This is a genomic window from Streptomyces daghestanicus (genome assembly GCF_020521275.1).
GTDB lineage: Bacteria > Actinomycetota > Actinomycetes > Streptomycetales > Streptomycetaceae > Streptomyces > Streptomyces griseoviridis.
Map to the genome: position 1 here is coordinate 526,651 of NZ_BNDX01000018.1, position 19,105 is coordinate 545,755.

Annotated in this window: 14 protein-coding genes and 2 pseudogenes; 10 read left to right on the plus strand and 6 right to left on the minus strand. The window is 75.0% G+C overall.

Annotated elements, in window-relative coordinates; translation table 11 throughout:
• Positions 1-7: 7 nt before the first annotated feature.
• The gene (locus Sdagh_RS34880; protein ID WP_372478494.1) at positions 8-1,312 is read right to left on the minus strand and encodes a phytase; all 1,305 of its coding nucleotides are present in this window, start codon (positions 1,310-1,312) and stop codon (positions 8-10) included.
• A gap of 249 nt (positions 1,313-1,561) precedes the next feature.
• Between Sdagh_RS34880 and Sdagh_RS34885 the strand changes: the two genes are divergently transcribed.
• The 3 genes and pseudogenes from Sdagh_RS34885 to Sdagh_RS36605 all read left to right on the plus strand — a co-directional run.
• Positions 1,562-1,990 carry a BlaI/MecI/CopY family transcriptional regulator gene (locus Sdagh_RS34885; RefSeq protein WP_189414223.1) on the plus strand — a complete coding sequence of 143 codons (429 nt, stop codon included), beginning with the start codon at positions 1,562-1,564 and terminating at the stop codon, positions 1,988-1,990.
• A 6-nt stretch (positions 1,991-1,996) separates the two neighbouring features.
• Positions 1,997-2,926 (plus strand): M56 family metallopeptidase, encoded by a 930-nt coding sequence (locus Sdagh_RS34890; protein WP_190076498.1) that lies wholly within the window; start codon positions 1,997-1,999, stop codon positions 2,924-2,926.
• Between the two features lie 143 nt (positions 2,927-3,069).
• Positions 3,070-3,255: pseudogene (locus Sdagh_RS36605) on the plus strand (helix-turn-helix domain-containing protein); the annotation flags it as partial.
• Positions 3,256-3,653: 398 nt separating this feature from the next.
• Here the strand turns inward: Sdagh_RS36605 and Sdagh_RS34900 are convergent.
• From Sdagh_RS34900 to Sdagh_RS34910, 3 genes are all read right to left on the minus strand, one after another.
• Positions 3,654-4,811, minus strand: coding sequence for a Cmx/CmrA family chloramphenicol efflux MFS transporter (locus tag Sdagh_RS34900; protein ID WP_190011964.1), 1,158 nt, complete (start codon positions 4,809-4,811; stop codon positions 3,654-3,656).
• A gap of 230 nt (positions 4,812-5,041) precedes the next feature.
• Positions 5,042-7,834, minus strand: coding sequence for a SpoIIE family protein phosphatase (locus Sdagh_RS34905; protein WP_226536174.1), 2,793 nt, complete (start codon positions 7,832-7,834; stop codon positions 5,042-5,044).
• A 127-nt stretch (positions 7,835-7,961) separates the two neighbouring features.
• Positions 7,962-8,414: a flavodoxin family protein gene (locus tag Sdagh_RS34910; RefSeq protein WP_189414227.1), complete on the minus strand. Its 453-nt coding sequence runs from the start codon at positions 8,412-8,414 to the stop codon at positions 7,962-7,964.
• A 219-nt stretch (positions 8,415-8,633) separates the two neighbouring features.
• On the opposite strand from Sdagh_RS34910, the gene Sdagh_RS34915 reads away from it, so the two are divergent.
• The 5 genes and pseudogenes from Sdagh_RS34915 (at position 8,634) to Sdagh_RS34935 (ending at position 13,881) form a co-directional block, all read left to right on the plus strand.
• Complete coding sequence (locus Sdagh_RS34915; RefSeq protein WP_190076499.1) at positions 8,634-10,532, plus strand: CASTOR/POLLUX-related putative ion channel; 1,899 nt, start codon at positions 8,634-8,636, stop codon at positions 10,530-10,532.
• A 330-nt stretch (positions 10,533-10,862) separates the two neighbouring features.
• Positions 10,863-11,666 carry an alpha/beta fold hydrolase gene (locus Sdagh_RS34920; RefSeq protein ID WP_189414229.1) on the plus strand — a complete coding sequence of 268 codons (804 nt, stop codon included), beginning with the start codon at positions 10,863-10,865 and terminating at the stop codon, positions 11,664-11,666.
• Positions 11,663-12,979, plus strand: coding sequence for a PP2C family protein-serine/threonine phosphatase (locus Sdagh_RS34925; protein ID WP_372478496.1), 1,317 nt, complete (start codon positions 11,663-11,665; stop codon positions 12,977-12,979). Before Sdagh_RS34920 ends, Sdagh_RS34925 begins: the two co-directional genes overlap by 4 nt.
• 2 nt (positions 12,980-12,981) lie before the next feature.
• A pseudogene (locus tag Sdagh_RS34930) lies at positions 12,982-13,293 on the plus strand (STAS domain-containing protein); the annotation flags it as partial.
• A 75-nt stretch (positions 13,294-13,368) separates the two neighbouring features.
• Positions 13,369-13,881 carry a GNAT family N-acetyltransferase gene (locus Sdagh_RS34935; protein ID WP_226536295.1) on the plus strand — a complete coding sequence of 171 codons (513 nt, stop codon included), beginning with the start codon at positions 13,369-13,371 and terminating at the stop codon, positions 13,879-13,881.
• Between the two features lie 78 nt (positions 13,882-13,959).
• On the opposite strand, the gene Sdagh_RS34940 is transcribed toward Sdagh_RS34935, so the two are convergent.
• Positions 13,960-15,525 carry an MDR family MFS transporter gene (locus tag Sdagh_RS34940; protein WP_190011960.1) on the minus strand — a complete coding sequence of 522 codons (1,566 nt, stop codon included), beginning with the start codon at positions 15,523-15,525 and terminating at the stop codon, positions 13,960-13,962.
• Between Sdagh_RS34940 and Sdagh_RS34945 the strand changes: the two genes are divergently transcribed.
• The gene (locus Sdagh_RS34945) at positions 15,497-15,736 is read left to right on the plus strand and encodes a hypothetical protein (protein ID WP_190011997.1); all 240 of its coding nucleotides are present in this window, start codon (positions 15,497-15,499) and stop codon (positions 15,734-15,736) included. The genes Sdagh_RS34940 and Sdagh_RS34945 overlap by 29 nt on opposite strands.
• A gap of 126 nt (positions 15,737-15,862) precedes the next feature.
• On the opposite strand, the gene Sdagh_RS34950 is transcribed toward Sdagh_RS34945, so the two are convergent.
• Positions 15,863-16,534, minus strand: a complete 672-nt coding sequence (locus Sdagh_RS34950; RefSeq protein WP_190076500.1) for a TetR/AcrR family transcriptional regulator — start codon at positions 16,532-16,534, stop codon at positions 15,863-15,865.
• Positions 16,535-16,711: 177 nt separating this feature from the next.
• Here Sdagh_RS34950 and Sdagh_RS34955 point away from each other — a divergent pair, with 177 nt between their 5' ends.
• Positions 16,712-19,096 carry a phosphoketolase family protein gene (locus Sdagh_RS34955; protein WP_190011959.1) on the plus strand — a complete coding sequence of 795 codons (2,385 nt, stop codon included), beginning with the start codon at positions 16,712-16,714 and terminating at the stop codon, positions 19,094-19,096.
• Positions 19,097-19,105 lie beyond the last annotated feature (9 nt).

A 19,105-nucleotide genomic window follows, 5' to 3' on the forward strand; every position in this document is an offset into this window, starting at 1 on the left:
GCGGCCGTCAGCCGTCCAGCGCGTCCCGTACGTCCCCGAGGTCGACGAACTTGAAGTCGGTGACGGCCGTCTCGCCGTCCCCGGGGGTGTCGTGCCCGTCCTGCACGACCAGCAGCCCGTTCGGGTAGCGCGACCCGAGCGGCCGGTTCAGCACGGCCGCGCCGTCGCACTCCTCGGAACCGTCCAGCGTCGCCGAGGCGGCGGTGACCCGGAAGCCGCCCTCGTACTCGTTGCCCTCGCCGGTCTCGCGGTCGTACGCGGCGAAGGTGTCGTCGCCCTGGCTCGAGGCGAGCAGATAGCCGTCGCCGTCGTCCTCCTGGAGCAGCGTCAGCCCCTCGACGTCGGCGGTCAGCCGGGTGCCGCCGTAGCCGGGGCCGGCGCCCGCGACGCACTCCTCGGTGCTCTCGTCGTAGGTGCCGGGCACCCCGTACTCGCGGACCTTGTCCAGCAGGCGGGGCGTGCCGGTGAGGTCGGCGCGCAGCCGCCAGATGCCGACGTCCTCCTGGCCGGCGTACAGGACGCCGTTGTCCGGGTCGACGACCATGCCCTCGACCTGGGGGAGTTCGCCCGGCTCGGCACACGGCGACCAGGAGGTGCCGTCGGGCAGACGGAAGGCGGAGGGCAGGTCGAGGGTGCGGACCTCGCGGTAGCCGACCCGGCCGGCGGCGGTCGCGGTCAGCTCCAGCAGGGCGAGGGTGGAGCGCTCGCGGCGGCTGACCAGGGCGTAGGAACGGCCGGTGGCGCGGTCGGTCCAGGTGGCCAGGCCGTACGCCGTGCGCTGCTCGTCGATCTCGGCCTGGCCGGCGGAGAACACCGGCGCGGCGGCCGGGTCGGTGACGTCGGTCAGCGGGCCGCCGGGGGCGGCGGGGTCGATGCGGTAGACGCGCAGGCGGTCGTTGCCGCGGTCGGTGGTGACCGCGAGGTCGGCCCGGTGGCCGCCCAGCTTCATGCCCTGCACGAGGTCGACGTTGTTGAACCGGCCGGGCGCGGCGTCGGGCGTCGGGCCGGCCGGCGCCGCGATCGACTGCACCAGCCGCGCGTCGAGGTCGTAGACCCGCAGGCCGCCCTCCTTGGCCGTGGCGACGACCAGGCTGCGGTCCGGCTGGGCGGCGTTCCGCCAGATCGCGGGATCGTCCGCGTCGGCGTTGCCGCCGGCCTCGTCGTCGGTCAGCGGGGCCGTCTCGGCGCGGGGGTGCACGGCCGGCAGGGCCGCCGCGCCGTGGCCGGGCCGGGCCAGCGCCGGGCCGGCCGGGAGGGCGGCGACCGCCAGGGTCAGGGCGGAGACGGCCAGCCGCCGGAAGGGGTGCCTCACCGGTACTCCTCGGAGGTCGGAGACATGACAACACGGTACGGGTGTGATCTTGGGTGCGGAGGGGGTCGGTGGAACGTTTTTCCGGTGACGGGAGGGTGACCGGCGGGGGAACGCGGGCGGCGGGAACGGCGGTGGTGCCCCGGGGGAGGGCCGCCGGTCCGCGAGGAAGCCGTCCGGATGCTTCCGGGACCGGCCGCCTCTATACGATGGCGCCCCGGGAAACGGACGGCGGCGGAGAGGAGACGGACCGTGGCGGATCACCCGCGTCCCCGCAGGGGGCAGGGCGAGCTGGAGGCACTGGTGCTGTCGGCGCTGGGCGAGGCCGACGGACCGGCGACGGCCGGCTGGGTGCAGGAACGCCTCGGCGGCGGCCTCGCCTACACGACCGTGATCACGATCCTCACCCGGCTCCTGGACAAGGGCGCGGTCACCCGGGAGCGGGCCGGCCGGTCCTTCGCCTGGACGCCCGCCGCCGACCAGGCGGGCCTCGCCGCCCGCAAGATGCGCAAGGTCCTGGACGCCGAGAGCGACCGCGAGGCCGTCCTCGCCAGCTTCGTCACCGGCCTCGACGCCGACGACGAGCGGCTCCTGCGCGACCTGCTGGGGCATGCCGGCGCCCCCGGTGACGGCTCCCGTCCCGGCTCCGGCGGCGGTTCCCGGGGCGAAGGGGAAGACTGACACCGCATGGGGGTCTTCGTCTTCCTCCCGCTGGTCCTGCCGCTGACGGCATGGCCGGTCGCGCGCCTGGCCGAGCAGCACCTGCACCCCCGCGGAGCGACCCGGCTGCTCACCGCCGTCGCCGCGGTGATGGCCCTGTGCAGCACCGTCTGCCTGGCGCTGGTGATGGTCGTCGGCACCGCCCAGCTCCCCGGCAACCCGCTGCCCGACGGCTGGTCCGACCCCGAGGTGCGGGCCGCCGTCCCCTACGACGAGGTGGCCGGCAAGGCGGCGATCCCCGCCCTGTGCGCGGTCCTCATGGCCTGTGGCCGGGCCCTGTGGCGGCACGGCCGGGTACGCCGCCGGGCCCACGGCGCGCTGGCCGGGCTGCCGGGCACCTCGGTGGCCGTCCTGCCGGACGACATCCCCTACGCGTACGCGCTTCCCGGCGGGCGGCGGGACCGGGTGGTGGTCACCACCGCCCTGCTGGACCGCCTCGAACCCGCCGAACGCCGTGCGCTCTTCGCCCACGAGCGCGCCCATCTGGCCGGCCGGCACCACCGCTTCCTGCTCGCCGTCCGGCTCGCCGCGCTCGCCAACCCCTTCCTGCGGCCCCTGCGGACGGCGGTCGCCTACACCGCCGAGCGGTGGGCCGACGAGGAGGCCGCGCGGGTCACCGGGAACCGCCGGGCGGTGGCGACCGCCATCGGCAAGGCGGCCCTCGTCTCCCGGGGCACCCCGCTCGCCACCCTCGCCGGGCTCGCCGCCGTGCCCGGCCCGGTGCCGCGCCGGGTGGCCGCCCTGCTCGGGCCCGCCCCGGCGGCCCGCCGCCGCCCCTCGCTCTTCACGTCGGTCGGCCTGGCCGCGTGGGCGGCCGCCGCCGGGACCGCCGCGTCCGTGATGTCCTCGGCGAACGCGACGGTGACCATGTTCCTGATCTTCCGGGCGGCCTTCTAGTCTTCCGGTCTTCTGAGCCAGGAACTCCCTGCCGGACGACGAGCGGGCCGCGCTGGAGGGGTGGGTGCGGCGCCGCTCGGCGGGCGCGGGCTTCGCGTTGCCGGATCGTCCCGGCCTGTGCGACCGGTGCTTGGAACAAGGACGTGGCCGCCCGGCTCGGTCCGGCACCGCATGCGGTGGGCCGGTGGCGGAAGCGGTTCGTCGAGCACCGGATCGCCGGACTGGGTGACATGCCGCGGTCCGGCGGCCCCCGGACGGTCGCCGACGGGCAGGTCGCCGCCGTGGTCAAGCGGACGCCGGAGCCGACGCCGAGGAACGTCACGCACTGGTCGGCGCGGGTGACGGCCCAGGAGATGGGTCTGTCGCAGTCGGCCGTGTCGCGGATCTGGCGGTCCGTCGGCCCGCACCCGCACCGCTCGGAGACGTTCAAGCCGCCGGCCCACCCGCGTTTCCGCCTGCACTCCACGCCCACCGGCTCGTCCTGGTTCACCCTGGTCGAGCGGTGGTTCGCAGAACCGGCCAGCAAGCAGACACGGCGAGGCGGCCGCGGAAGCGTCCACGCCCGGGAGAATCCTCGAACCCTCGCCGGTTGTCTGAACAGAGTTCCTGACTCGAAAGACTGGACCGCGCCCGCGAAGTCCTCCCGCCCGTCCGGAGGGCGGGCCACGCGGCGTACGGACACGGCCCCGGCCGCCGTCCCCGGCCCGCCCGGCGGTGGTGCGGTGGATCACGCGCCGCGCAGGACGCCCCGGGCCGGCCAGGCGACCACCAGGGCGGCCAGCACCAGCAGCGCACTCGCCCACAGCGGACCGAGGCCCGTGCCGTCGGCGCCCAGGGTGGCCGCGGCGACGACCGGACCGCCGGCGGCGCCGGCGTTGAGCGCGGCCGTGGCACAGGAGCCGGCCAGGGTGGGGGCGCCCGCCGCCTCGTACAGGACCCGGGTGATCAGGGTGCTGCCGAGCGCGAACGACAGGGCGCCCTGCGCGAAGACCAGGACGAGCAGGGCGGCCGGCCGCTCGGCCAGCAGGGCCAGGGCCGGCCAGCCGGCCAGCAGCAGGGGACCGCCGTACGCGACGACCAGGCCGGGCCGCCGGTCGGACAGCCGGCCGGCGACGGTGACCCCCGCGAAGGAGCCGGCGCCGAAGAGGACCAGCGCGACCGGCACCCACAGTTCGCCCAGCCCGGCGGGGCCGGTGACGACCGGGGCGAGGAAGGTGAGGCCGGCGAAGGTCGCCGCGTTCACCAGCGCGCCGAGCAGCATGACGAGGAGCAGCCGGGGACGCGCCGACCGGGCCAGTTCCGCGCGGAGCGCCGGCCGGGCGGGCGCGTCCCGCCGCGCGGGGCCGGCCGGGACCGAGGTGAGGAGGCCGGCGGCCGCGGGCAGGCAGAGCAGGGCGACCGCCCAGAAGGCGGCCCGCCAGCCGAACAGCGCGCCCAGCAGGGCACCGCCGGGGACGCCGGCGACCATCGCCACGGTGGTGCCCGACAGCAGCACCGCCAGGGCGCGTCCCTTCCGGTCGGCGGGGACCAGCCCGGCCGCCGTCGTCAGGGCGAGGGCGAGGAACCCGGCGTTCGCGAGCGCCGCGACCACCCGGGTCGCCAACAGGACCGGGAAGCCGGACGTGACCGCGCCCAGGACGTGGGCCGCCGCGAACGCGAGCACGAACGTGAGCAGACCGGCGCGGCCGGACCGGCCGCGGACGAGGACCGCCATGAGCGGGGCGCCGACGGCCATGCCGACCGCGAACGCCGGGGTGAGCAGGGCGGCCGTCCCGACCGGGACGCCGAGGTCACCGGCGAGGTCCGGCAGCAGGCCGGCGAGCATGAACTCCGAGGTGCCCATGGCGAACACGGCCAGGGCGAGCAGGTACAGCGGGAAAGGCATCGAGTGGCTCCGAGGTGGGAGGAGGCGCGGACAGGCCGGCTCGTCACCGCGGTCAGCACCCGACCGGGAGTGCGGTGGTGCGTGTACTCAGGGGGTCAGGGGGCTGACGGCGTGACCGTGAGCCCCCACCTCGTCCGACTCGGGACTCGACATGGGCCGCACGGTACCCGACCGGTCGCGGACGGGGCACCTCGGTTTCCCGTTCCGTCCCCGGGCCGTTCCGTGGCGCCTCAGACGCGCGGCGCGGGACAGACGGCGAGGACGGCGATGTCGTCGGCGCTGTCGGCACCCAGGCCGATCAGCAGCTCGTCGCAGAACGTCTCCAGCGGCTCGCGCGCCAGCTCCGCCGCGTGCCGCCGCAGCCGGGCCAGGCCCCGGTCGAGGGATTCGTCGCGGCGCTCGATCAGCCCGTCGGTGTACAGCAGCAGGGTCGAGCCGGCCGGCAGCACGGTGTGCGCCGAGCGGCGGGGCACCGTCGGGTCCATGCCGAGCAGCAGGCCGGAGCCCTCCTCCAGGTAGCGGGCGTCGCCCCGCCGGGTGACCAGCAGGGGCGGCGGATGACCGGCGGAGGAGTGCACCAGCTCCCACGGCCCGTCCGGGGAGCCCTTCTCCAGGCCGTAGAGACAGGTGGCGGTCGCCTCCCGGTACAGGCTGTGGTTGGCCAGGTCCAGGCGGCGCAGCACGATCCCCGGCGGCTCCTGGCGGTCCACGGCGATGCCCCGGAGCATGCTGCGCAACTGGCTCATCGCGATGGCCGCGTCGAGGTTGTGCCCGGTGACGTCACCGATGACCACGGCGGTGCCGCCGCCGGGGAGGATGAAGCTGTCGTACCAGTCGCCGCCGACCTGGGCGGTGGCGGACGACGCGGCGTAGCGGGCGGCGACCTGGAGGTTCTCGACCTCGGGGAGGACCGGGAGGAGGGAGTGCTGGAGGCGTTCGGCGATGTCGCGGGTCTGCTGGTACAGGCGGTCGTTGTCCACCTTCAGGGCCAGGCCGCGCGCCAGGTCGCCGACGAGGGACAGGTCCGCATCCCCGTACGGCCGCCGCCCGGCACCACGGCCCAGGGTCAGGGTGCCGAAGATCTCCCGGCGGGCCCGCAGGGGCGCGACGACGGCACTGCCCGCGCCGAGCCCCCGGAACAGGTCCCGGTAGCCGGCGTCCAGCGCGCTGCCGACCTGACCGCCCGGCGGGACTCCGGTGAGCAGCAGCGGTCCCGCGCCGCGCAGCGCCCGCGCCAGCGGCCCGCGGGACGCCTCCGAGAGCGGCGGCAGCCTGCCCTCGTACCGCTCCGGACGCACCCCGCCGGGATCGCGGTGGACGACGCGGACCCGTTCCACGCGGGCGTCCTCGGTGAACAGGTCCACCGCGTACCAGTCGGCCAGCCGCCGGGTCAGCAGCCGGCCGACGGCGTTCAGCCCCTCGCCGAGGTCGAGGGAGTCGTTCAGCGCGGCGCCCGCGTCGGCCAGCAGCGCGAGCCGCTCCAGCGCGTCCAGGTCCGACGGGCCGCCGGCCCCGGGCCTGGGCGGGCGCGCGGCGGGCGTCCCCTCGTCCTCGGGGAGCGACGGCGCCCGGCGGCCGGGCGGGGCCGGCGGTCCGGCGGACGTGGTGGCCCGGGGCGCGAGCCGGGCGACGAAGACGGTCTCGCCGTCGGCCGTCTCCTGCGTCTCGATGTACAGCTGTACGGGAACCACCCGGCCGTCGTGGTGCAGCGCCGGGAGCGGTACGGAGCGGCCCACGATCCGGGACCGCCCGGTGAGCAGCAGGGAGGTGAACGCCTCGCTGTGCCGGCGGCGCAGGTGCTCGGGGATCAGGGTGGTGAGCCGCCGCCCCACGAGGTCCTCCGGCCGCCAGCCGAGCAGGTCCCCGGCGGGGCCGTTCGCCGCGATGATCCGGTTGTCGGTGTCGGCGGCGATGACCGGGGATCGGCCGGCCCGCACCTGACCGGGCTCCCAGGGCACCGGCGCCGACGCGGCGACGTCCGGCTCGCGGGGCGTCACGGTCCAGGCCGTGGGCCGGTCCCCGGCGAGCTGGCCCAGGATCTGGCCGAACATCCAGTCCTGGAAGGCACGGGCGCGCGGCAGGGCGGGCAGCGCGAGCAGGAGTTCCTCCCGCGCCGCCTCCTCCGCCCGCGCGAGCACCCGGCGCAGGACGCGCACCGCCCGCGCGGCGCCGGCGGGCATCGCCAGCCGCAGGGAACGCAGCTGGGTCCCGGGGAGCGGACCGTCCGGCGTGTCCGGGACACCGGAGCTGATCACCCGGTCGATGCCGGCGGCGACCGCGAGGTCCCCGGCACGTACCCCGGGACCGCCGCCGGCGGCCACGGCGAGGACGAGTTCGCGCAGCAGCGCGTGCCGGTGCTGCTGGACCGCCGAGCAGAGGGCGCTCGGCACGTCGACGAGGGTCACGGTGGTGGCGGGACGGGAGGGGACCCCGGGGCGGGTGCCGGTGCCCGCGCCGGTGTACGTGTCCGTGCCGATGCCCGGGCCGGTCTCGCTGTCCCTGCCGATGCCCGGGCCGGTCTCGCTGTCCCTGCCGATGCCCGGGCCGGTCTCGCTGTCCCTGCCGATGCCCGGGTCGGTCTCGGTGCCCGTGCCGATGCCCGGGTCCGTGTCGGCGGTGTCCGCGCCGGGGGCGTGAGCCGGGTCCAGCTCGAACCACACCGTCTTGTGCCGGTCCCCGGTCTCCACCCCGTGGCGCGACGCCAGCCCCGCCACCAGGGCGAGCCCGTGCCCGGTCCCCGCGTACGGCGGGTAGTGCCGCGGCACGGGGGAGCGGTCCGGCCGGCCGTCGGCGACCCGCACGCGCAGCCGGCCCTCCCGGACCCGGACCGTCACCTCGACGTCGGTGCGGGCGTGCAGCACGGCGTTGGTCACCAGCTCGCCGGCCAGGAGCGCGGCGGTGCCGGCGCTCTCCCGGGCGCTCCCGTCCAGCGCGTCCCGTACGAAACGCCGGGCCGCCGCCGCGCTCTCGGGCACCGGGCGGAACCGCCGTGACACGTCCTCCGGCCGGTCGACGTCGCGCATGACACCAGTGTGCGCGAGGCGTCCGCACCGCGCCTCGGCTCCCGGTGTCGCCCCTGCTCACGGCGGTGCGATCGGGTGCCGGGGCCGGCACCGCGCGGCCCGGCGCCGGGAGACGGGGCCGGCCGGCTCACTCCGTCAGGCCGGCGGCGAGGGCCGCCCCCAGTTCCCAGCAGGCCGCCAGGTCGGCCTTGCCGGGCTCGCCGGTCGCGGTCACCGGCGGGACCGCGCGCCGCCAGCCGAGCCCGGTCGTGATGGTGTCCAGGGCGCGCACCGCGCCCGTGGTGTCGCTGCCGCCGTGCACATAGGCGCCGAACGGCCGCCCGCGCGTCTCGTCCAGGCAGGGGTAGTAGATCTGGTCGAAGAAGTGCTTGAGGGCGCCCGACAGGTAGCCCAGGTTGGCCGGGGTTCCCAGGACGAACGCGTCGGCCGCCAGCACGTCGGAGGCGGTGGCCGCCAGCGCCGCGCGCCGCACCACGCGGACCCCCTCGATCTCCGGCGCGGACGCCCCGGACACCACGGCTTCGAGCAGCGCCTGGCAGTTCGGGGACGGCGTGTGATGCACGATCAGCAAGGTGGCCATCCCCGCAGCGTGCCGCCCCGCGCCGCCCCCGGCAAGCGGCGGCCCCCGGCGCGGCGACCCGAAGGGATGAACGCGCCCCGAACCGGGCCGGCCGCGGTGACGCGCCCAGCACACTACGACGTGCGTGATCACACCCGTGCTCGCCGGCCGGTCCGCGCGGCGCCTCCCGTGGGCGCCGGCGCCGGTCTCGCGGACGTACGGGACGACGGAGGGGGAAGGGTGGCGCAGCGGCGCGCTCCGCTCGGGGACAGGGCCCGTTACTGGTTCGACCGCACGCTGGCCCGCGGTGCCGCCGCCCTCGTCGGCTGGATGGCGCTGCTGTGCCTGGCCGTCGTGGTCCCGGCCAACGCGGTCCTGGTGTGGACGGACTCCGACGCGCCGGCGTCCCTGACGGACCGGCTGGCGCAGGTGTGGCGCCTCACCGGCCAGACCCTGCGGCTGGGCGGCGCGACCGGCACGCCGCTGCGGGTCATGACGTCGGTGCTGCTCGCGCTCGTCGCCCTGCTGTACGTCTCGACGCTCGTCGGCCTGATCACGACGGCGCTCACGGACCGGCTCACCGCGTTGCGGCGGGGCCGCTCCACCGTCCTGGAGGAAGGGCACGCCGTCGTCCTGGGCTGGTCGGAGCAGGTCTTCACCGTGGTGGGCGAGCTGGTGGCCGCCAACGCCAACCAGCGGCGCGCGGCGGTGGTGGTGCTGGCGGACCGCGACAAGACCCTCATGGAGGAAGCCCTGGGACCGCGGACCGGCCCGTTCGGACGCACCCGGCTGATCTGCCGCAGCGGCCCCACCACCGACCCGGCCGTGCTCCCGCTCACCGGCCCGGCCACGGCCGGTGCCGTGCTGGTCCTGCCCCACGACGAGCCCGACGCCGACGCCGAGGTGGTCAGGACCCTGCTGGCGCTCAGGGCGGCGCTGGCCGGCGAGCGGACCCGCCCGCCCGTCGTCGCCGCCGTCCGGGACGACCGGTACCGGCTGGCCGCCGAGCTCGCCGCCGGGCCGAGCGGCGTCGTCCTGGAGAGCGACACCGTCACCGCCCGGCTGATCGTCCAGGCCGCCCGCCGCCCCGGCCTCTCCCTCGTCCACCAGGAACTCCTCGACTTCGCCGGCGACGAGTTCTACCTGGTCAGGGGAGTGGGCCTGACGGGCCGCCCGTTCGGCGACGCGCTGCTGGCCTACCCGACATCGAGCGTCGTCGGGCTGATGCGAGGAGACACCGCCCTGCTCGCCCCGCCGCCGCGGACGCCCATCGCCCCGGACGACCTGCTCGTGGCCGTCTCCCGGGACGACGACACGGCCCGCCCGGGCGACTGCGCGCCGCTGGTGGAGGAGGCGGTCATGGCGTCCGCCCCCGCCGCGCCCGCGCGGGCGGAACGGGTCCTCCTGCTGGGCTGGAACCGCCGGGCGCCGCTCCTGGTCGACCAGCTGCGCCGCCGCGCCCGGCCCGGATCGGTCGTCGACGTGGTGGCGGAGCCCCGGGACGCGACGGCCCGGCAGGTGGGGGAGGCCGACGCGGGCCGCGGGACGGGCCTGAGCGTGACCCTGCACCACGGCGACACCACCCGCCCCGAGACCCTGCGGCGCCTGGACGTCCACTCCTACGACAGCGTGATCGTGCTCGGCCGGGACCCCGTCCCCGGAGACCCGCCGGGCGACCCGGACACCCGGACCCTCGTCACCCTCCTGCTCCTGCGTCAGATGGAGGAAGCCACCGGGCGTGAACTGCCGGTCGTCACCGAACTGATCGACGACCGCAACCGCGCGCTGGCGCCTCTCGGCCCCGGCGCCGACGTGATCGTCAGCGGCAGGCTCATCGGCCTGCTCATGGCCCAGATCTCCCAGAACCGGCTCCTGGCCGCAGTGTTCGAGGAGCTGTTCTCCGCCGACGGCGCCGGGGTCCGCCTGCGGCCCGCCGCCGACTACGTCCTGCCGGGGCGGGAGGCGTCCTTCGCCACGGTCGTGGCCGCCGCCCGGCACCGCGGCGAGTGCGCCATCGGCTACCGGAGCCACGCCGACGTGTCGACCGGGCCCGCCTACGGCGTGCGGATCAATCCGCCCAAGGACGAACGGCGCCGGTGGACGGCGCGGGACGAGGTGGTCGTCGTCGGCCGGGACTGAGGGACGGCTCCGGCGTGCGAGGGCGTTCGTACGCCCCCCCCCCGCACGTGCGGCTCATCCCACCGGCCCGGCGCTCCGTCCGCTCCGCCGCCGCGCCGGCGGCACCGCCGTCGGCGTGTCCGTCGGCCATGCCGTCCCCCTCCCCGGTGGCCCGTGCCACCCCTGCGGCCAGTGTTCGCGGGCCCGGCGCCCGCGAGCGGCCGGCGCCGGTCGGAACCACCCCGCCGGGGGGCCGGTGCGGCGGCTCCTTGACACCCGCTCGGGCCCGGGTCCCCCCGGAGGAGACGGGGCGCTGCCGCCGCCCGGTGGTGACGCTGACAGGATGGGGGTATGGATGTACGCCGCAGGAACAATGTCGTGGTGACCGGTCGTCCGGACGGTCCGGTGGTGGTGCTGGCGCACGGCTTCGGCTGCGACCAGAACATGTGGCGTCTGACCGTGCCCGCGCTGGCCGACCGCTACCGCGTCGTGCTGTTCGACTACGTCGGCTCCGGCCGTTCGGACCTGTCGGCGTGGAGCGAGGAGCGCTACGCCGCGCTGGACGGCTACGCACAGGACGTCGTCGACGTCCTGGAGGAGCTGGACCTGCGGCAGGCGGCGTTCGTGGGCCACTCGGTCAGCGCGATGATCGGCGTCCTGGCCGCCCGTGCGGCACCGGAGCGGATCGGTTCGCTGGTGATGGTGGCGCCCTCGCCCTGCTACATCGACGACGACGCCTACCGCGGTGGGTTCAGCGCCGAGGACATCGACGAACTGCTCGCCTCGCTGGAGTCGAACTACCTGGGCTGGTCGGCCACGATGGCCCCGGTGATCATGGGGAATCCCGAGCGGCCGGAGCTGGGGGAGGAGCTGACGAACAGTTTCTGCGCCACCGACCCCGAGGTCGCCCGTGTCTTCGCCCGTGCCACCTTCCTCACCGACTGCCGCGACGACCTGGGGACGGTGGCGGTGCCGACGCTGATCCTCGAATGCGCCGACGACGTCATCGCCCCCCGGGAGGTCGGTGCCTATGTGCACGCCCGGATACCCGACTCCACCCTGGTGACCCTCCCCGCCACCGGTCACTGCCCGCACCTGTCCGCGCCCCAGCCCACCAACACCGCCATCCTCCAGTTCCTGGAGACCCGGCGATGATGTGCCGCACGGGGGAGAACCCCGGGCCCCGCGAGAGCGGGGAAGGGGAATCGACGGACGTGGCGTTCACCGCGCTGCTGGAGGACAGCGCCGAGGAACTGTACGAGTCCGCCCCGTGCGGCTACCTCTCGACGCTGATGGACGGCACCATCGCCAAGATCAACGCCACGCTCCTGGGCTGGCTCGGTCTGGACGCTGAGGCGGTGGTGGGCCGCAGACGGTTCACCGACCTGCTGACGGTCGGCGGCAAGCTCTACCACGAGACGCACTTCGCGCCGCTGCTCCGGATGCAGGGCGAGATCAGCGGCATCGCCCTCGAGATGAAGATCGCCGGCGGCGGCCGGCTGCCGGTCCTGGTCTCGTCCACCGTCAAACACAGCGGCGACGGCGAGCCGCTGCTGATCCGCACCACCGTCTTCGACGCCTCCGACCGCCGTGCCTACGAACAGGAACTGCTGCGGCGCAAGAAGGACGCCGAAGAAGCCCGCCGTCAGGCGGAGGAGGCACGCAGACAGGCCGAGGCCGACCGGACCCGGCTGCAGGAAGCCCTCGCCGTGCTCCAGCAGTCCCTGCTGCCCGCCTCACTGCCCGCCGTGCCGGGGCTGGAGACGGCCGTGTACTACCACACCGCCTCCCCCGACCAGCTCGGCGGCGACTTCTACGACCTCTTCGCCCTCGGCGGCCGGAGCTGGGCGTTCTTTCTCGGTGACGTGTGCGGCAAAGGCCCCCAGGCCGCCGCCGTCACCTCGCTGACCCGCCACACCCTGCGCACCGCCGCCCTGCACGACCCCGACCCCGTCGCCGCGCTCACCACTCTGAACACCGTGCTGAACGAGCGCTACACCAGGGGTGACCCCCGCTACTGCACGGCGATATTCGGCGTCCTCGAACCCGACCAGGACACCGGCACCGTGACGGTCCGCCTGGCCTCCGGCGGGCACCCGCCCGCCCTCGTCGCCCGCGCCGACGGGAGCGCCGACTTCCTCCCCACCCCCGGCGGATTCCTCGTCGGCGCCCTCGCCCAGGCCCGCTTCAGCTCGACCAGCACCACCCTGTGCTCCGGAGACACCCTGCTCCTGTACACCGACGGCCTCACCGAGGCCCGCACCGGCCCCGACCGCACCAGCCTGTACGGGGACCAGGCCCTGCACGCCTTCGTGACCGCCCGTGCGGGTCTCCCGGCCCAGGAGATGGTCCGGGACCTGGCCGCCCTGCTGGACGGCCTCGGCGACGGTGTCGACGACGACACCGCGCTCCTCGCCCTCGGTGTCCCGGGCAGCCCGTTCCCCCACCGCCCGGCAACGGGGCGCTGAGGATGGGTCCGTTCGAGATCGCCGTCCGCGACGCGCCCACCGGTCCGGTTCTCCACCTCTCCGGCGACCTCGACCACTCCACCGCCCCCCGCCTGCGCGAACGCCTGCCCACCCTCGTCCTCCGGTCCGGTCAGCGCCTGGTGCTGGACCTCGGGCAGCTGAGCTTCTGCGACTCCAGCGGCATCGCCGCGCTGATCGCCGCCCACCACCACGCCGCCGCCGGCGGGGCCACCGTCGCCCTGGCCGCCGTACCCGCCAACACCCTGCGTGTCCTGCACACCGTCGGCCTCGACCAGGTCTTCCCCGTCCACGCCGACGCCGACGCCGCGACCGCTCCCCGACCCGCCCGTCTCAGCCGGACCGCCCCGAGAAACGGACCGCCACCCGCCATGCCGCAGCACTGGACCGCACGAGCCGAGACCGCCGCCGACCGTCCCGCCGTCCGCGAGATCCTCCTCGCCGCCTTCCCGACCCCCGCGGAGGCCGGCCTCGTGGACGCGCTCCGGGCCGATCCGGACGCCTGGATCGACGGGCTGTCCCTCGTCGCCGTGGACGAGGACGACCGCCCCGCCGGCCACGCCCTGCTGACCCGCTGCCACATCGGCGAACACCCCGCGCTCTGCCTGGCACCGGTCGCCGTCCGCCCCGAACGGCAGCGCGCGGGCGCCGGAGCGGCGGTCGTCCGGGCGGCCCTCGACGCCGCCCGGCGCGCGGACGAGCCGCACGTCGTCGTCCTCGGGCACCCCGGGTACTACCCACGGTTCGGCTTCGGCCGCGCCTCGGCGCACGGCATCCGCCTGACGATCGACGTCCCCGACGAGGCCCTCATGGCCCTCACCCTCGACCCCGGCCGGCCCCTGCCCGCCGGCACCGTGCGGTACGCCGCGCCGTTCGGCATCTGACCCAGCGCCCCGGACAGGCGCGCGGGGCCGCACACCCCGGATCGGGCGTGCGGCCCCGCGCGCGGAACCGGCGGTGGCTCAGGCGACCGGCGCCGCCGGGCCCTTGCCGGCCCCGGCCGCCTCCTCCGCGAGCCGCTCCATGCCGCTGGTGGTCTTCAGCGGCTTCTCCTTGATGAAGACCACCGCCACCAGCGCCAGCAGCGCGAACGGCGTGGCGATGAGGAACAGGTCGGCGGTGCCGACCCCGTAGGCGTGTTCCACGATCTCGCGCATCGGCGCGGGCAGCGAGGACATGTCGGGGACGGCGCCCTCACCGCCGCCCGAGTCACCGCCGGCCGCGCCGGCGACGCCCGCGTCCCGCAGGCCCTTGGCCATCTCGTCGGCGACCCGGTTGGCGAGGATCGCGCCGAGGACCGAGGTGCCGATGGTGCCGCCCATGCTGCGGAAGAAGGACAGCACGGAGGTCGCGGCGCCCAGCTCGGCGGCGGGGACGTCGTTCTGCGCGGCCAGCACCAGGTTCTGCATCAGCATGCCGACGCCGACGCCGAGGACCACCATGTAGACGCTGAGCAGCCCGAAGTGGGTGTCGGCGCTGATCAGGGAGAGCAGCGCGAGGCCGGCGGCCATGATGACGGAGCCCGCCACCAGGTACCGCTTCCACTTGCCGGTCCGGCTGACCAGCTGGCCGGCGACGGTGGACGACACCAGCAGACCGAGGATCATCGGCAGGCTCATCAGACCGGCGACGGTCGGCGACTTGCCCAGGGACACCTGGAAGTACTGGGAGAGGAAGACGGTCCCGCCGAACATGGCGACACCGACCAGGAGGCTGGCGACCGTGGTGAGGGTGACCGTGCGGTTCCGGAAGATGTCCAGCGGGATGACCGGCTCGTCGGCGCGGGACTCCACCAGGACCGCCAGGACCAGCAGCACCACGCCGCCGGCGACGAGCGCCGCGGTCTGCCAGGACGCCCAGTCGAACTGGTTGCCCGCCAGGGACACCCAGATCAGCAGCGCGCAGACACCGGCGACGATCAGGAAGGCGCCGAGCCAGTCGATCTTCACCTGGCGCTTGACGGTGGGCAGATTCAGGGTGCGCTGCAGCAGCAGGATGGCGAGCAGCGCGAACGGCACACCGATGAAGAAGCACCAGCGCCAGCCCAGCCACGAGGTGTCGACGAGGACACCGCCGACCAGCGGGCCGGCCACGGTGCCGACGGCGAAGACGGCACCGAAGATGCCGGAGTACTTGCCCAGTTCACGGGGCGGGATGACGGCGGCCATGACGACCTGCGCGAGGGCGGTCAGACCGCCGGCGCCGATGCCCTGCACGACCCGGCTGAAGATCAGCAGGGTGACACCGTGGGAGAACCCCGCGAGCAGCGAGCCGACGACGAACATGCACAGCGAGAGCTGGAGCAGCAGCTTCTTGTTGAACAGGTCGGACAGCTTGCCCCACAGCGGCACGGTCGCCGTCATCGCCAGCAGCTCGGCGGTGACGACCCAGGTGTAGGAGGACTGGCTGGCGCCCAGGTCGGCGATGATCGTCGGCAGCGCGTTGGACACCACGGTGCCCGCGAGGATGGCGACGAACATGCCGGCCATCAGGCCGGACATGGCCTGGAGTATCTGTTTCTGCGTCATGGAACTGGGCGGCGCGGCGACAGGCGCCTGCGATGTGGTCACGACATCTCTTTCGACGGTGGTGATCAGGTTCTACGGCGACGATCAGGCGGCGCTGACCGGATTCTGCGGCGACGATCAGGCGGCGCTGACCGGGTCCTGTGGTGGTCAGGCGGCGCTGACCGGGTTCTGCGGTGTGACGGCGCGGTGCCGATCGGGCGCCGCGCGCTGATCGGACGGTGTGATCAGGCGGTGGCGCCGGTCCTCCGGTGAGGGTCGGGCGGCGCCGGCCGGGACGGGCCGGCCGGCGCGCGCGGCGGTGGTCCGGCGCGGGGCCGGTCCGCCGGGCGGGGCGGGGTCACGCGGGCGGCGGCGCGGGCAGCCCGGCGGCCAGCAGCGCGAAGACCTCCTGGAAGACCTCCCGGAAGGAGCGCTCCTCCTGCCGGGCGCACCAGTGGTCGACGCTGACCCGGACGGCGGTGACCGCCACCGCGGCCAGCACCCGCGGGTACAGGTCCAGCGCCTTGCGCCGTTCCTCGTGGGAGGTGCCCGGCGGGGCGGCGCCCCGGCCCGGGCCGATCCGTTCGGCGACCGCCTCCGCCAGTTCGGTCTCGTCGGCCAGATGGGCCGCGAGCACGCGCACCAGCAGATGCGGGGCGGCGCGCAGCACCTCGCCGTGCAGCCGCCACAGTTCGTGGCGCTGCTCGGCCTCGGCCAGTTCGGCCGTCAGTGCCTCGCGCAGGGCCTCCAGGGGGGACAGCCGGGCCGACGCCGCGAGCAGCGCCTTGCGGACGTTGGCCCCGGTCTCGGCCCCGGTCAGGACGAAGACGTCGTCGCGGGTGTCGAAGTAGTTGAAGAACGTCCGCACCGACACACCGGCCGCGGCGCTGATCGCCTCGACGGTGACCCTCTCCGCCCCGTGCTCCGCGGCCAGACGCACGGCTGCCTCGGTGAGAGCGGCGCGCGTGGCCCGCTTCTTCCGTTCCCGTAGGCCGCCCCCCGCGGCGCTCCCCTCCGTCATAAGTTGCATGGTATGCAAACATGCACGTCATGCAAAATTCGGCCACCCGGTCACCGTTCGGGCCCGTGAGTGACCCGAACGGCCCTGCCGGGTACCCGGCTGGTCCGCGCAGGGTGGTGGGATGTGCACCGGGCACCACGGTCCGTCCCCGGCCCGGCTGCCGTCCCGACACGGAAAGGACCCCCGATGTCCGCCGACCCGCACGAGGCGCCCGACCCGCTGACCGACGACGAACTCGCCGCCCTGGACGCCCATTGGCGCGCCGCGAACTACCTTTCCGTCGGCCAGATCTACCTGATGGCCAACCCGCTGCTCACCGAGCCGCTGCGCCCGGAGCACGTGAAGCCGCGGCTGCTCGGCCACTGGGGCACCTCGCCCGGCCTCAACTTGGTCCACACCCATCTCAACCGGGTGATCAAGGCCCGTGACCTCGACGCCCTGTGCGTCTGGGGCCCCGGCCACGGCGGCCCGGCCGTGCTGGCCAACTCCTGGCTGGAGGGCACGTACACCGAGACCTACCCGGACGTCACGCGTGACGCCTCCGGGATGGCCCGCCTGTTCAAGCAGTTCTCCTTCCCCGGCGGCGTCCCGAGCCACGTCGCCCCCGAGACGCCCGGCTCCATCCACGAGGGAGGCGAACTCGGCTACTCCCTCTCCCACGCCTACGGCGCGGCCTTCGACCACCCGGACCTGGTGGTCGCCTGTGTCATCGGCGACGGCGAGGCGGAGACCGGCCCGCTGGCCGCGTCCTGGCACTCCAACAAGTTCCTCGACCCGGTGCACGACGGCGCCGTCCTGCCCGTCCTCCACCTCAACGGCTACAAGATCGCCAACCCGACCGTCCTGGCCCGGCTCCCCGAGAGCGAGCTGGACGCGCTGCTGCGCGGCTACGGCCACGACCCGATCCACGTCACCGGCGACGACCCGGCCGCCGTCCACCGCGCCATGGCCCGTGCCATGGACACCGCCCTGGACCGCATCGCCGCCTTCCAGCGCGCCGCCCGCGAGGAGGGCGCCACCGAGCGGCCGGCCTGGCCGATGATCGTGCTGCGCACCCCGAAGGGCTGGACCGGACCCGTTGAGGTCGACGGCCTCCCCGTCGAGGGCACCTGGCGCGCCCACCAGGTGCCGATGGCCGCCGTCCGGGACAACCCCGACCACCTGCGCGAGCTGGAGCGCTGGCTGCGCTCCTACCGCCCGGAGGAACTTTTCGACGACAGGGGTGCCCCGCGCCCCGCCGTCATGGCCGCCGTCCCCGAGGGTTCCCGCCGCCTCGGCGCCACCCCGTACGCCAACGGCGGTCTGCTGCTGCGCGAACTGCCCCTGCCGCCGCTGGAGACGTACGCCGTCCCCGTCGGCAAACCCGGCGCCACCCGCCACGAACCCACCCGCGTCCTCGGCGACGTGCTGCGCGACGTCATGGCGGCCACCGCGGAACGGCGCGACTTCCGCCTCGTCGGCCCCGACGAGACCGCGTCCAACCGCCTCCAGGCCGTCTACGCCGCCAGCGGCAAGGCATGGCAGGAGCGGACCCTCCCCGTCGACGAGGACCTCGACCCGCACGGCCGGGTCATGGAGATCCTCTCCGAACACACCTGCCAGGGCTGGCTGGAGGGCTACCTCCTCACCGGCCGGCACGGACTGTTCTCCTGCTACGAGGCGTTCGTGCACATCGTCGACTCCATGGTCAACCAGCACATCAAGTGGCTGCGCGTGACCCGCCGCCTGCCCTGGCGCGCCCCGATCGCCTCCCTCAACTACCTGCTCACCTCGCACGTGTGGCGCCAGGACCACAACGGCTTCTCCCACCAGGACCCCGGCTTCGTCGACCACATCCTCAACAAGAGCCCCGAGGCCGTACGGGTCTATCTGCCGCCGGACGCCAACACCCTGCTCTCCGTCGCCGACCACGCCCTGCGCAGCCGCGACTACGTCAACGTCGTCGTCGCCGGGAAGCAGCCCTGCTTCGACTGGCTGTCGATGGAGGACGCCAAGGCCCACTGCGCGCGCGGCGCCGGCATCTGGGACTGGGCCGGCACCGAGGACGGCAGCCGCGAACCCGACGTCGTCCTCGCCTGCGCCGGAGACGTCCCCACCCAGGAGGTGCTGGCCGCCGCCCAGCTGCTCCGGCAGCACCTGCCCGACCTCACCGTCCGCGTCGTCAACGTGGTGGACATCGCCCGGCTGCTGCCCAGCGGCGAACACCCGCACGGCATGAGCGACTTCGAGTACGACGGCCTGTTCACCCCCGACAAGCCGGTGATCTTCGCCTACCACGGCTACCCCTGGCTGATCCACCGGCTGGCCTACCGGCGCAACGGCCACCAGCACCTCCACGTACGCGGCTACAAGGAGATCGGCACCACCACCACCCCGTTCGACATGGTCGTCGGCAACGACATGGACCGCTACCGCCTGGTCATGGACGTCATCGACCGCGTCCCCGGCCTGGTCGTACGGGCCGCCGCCGTCCGCCAGCACATGGAGGACGTCCGGCTGCGCCACCACGCCCACATCCGGGAGCACGGCGTCGACCTGCCCGAGGTCGCCGACTGGTCCTGGGAGGGCTGAGCCCGCCGC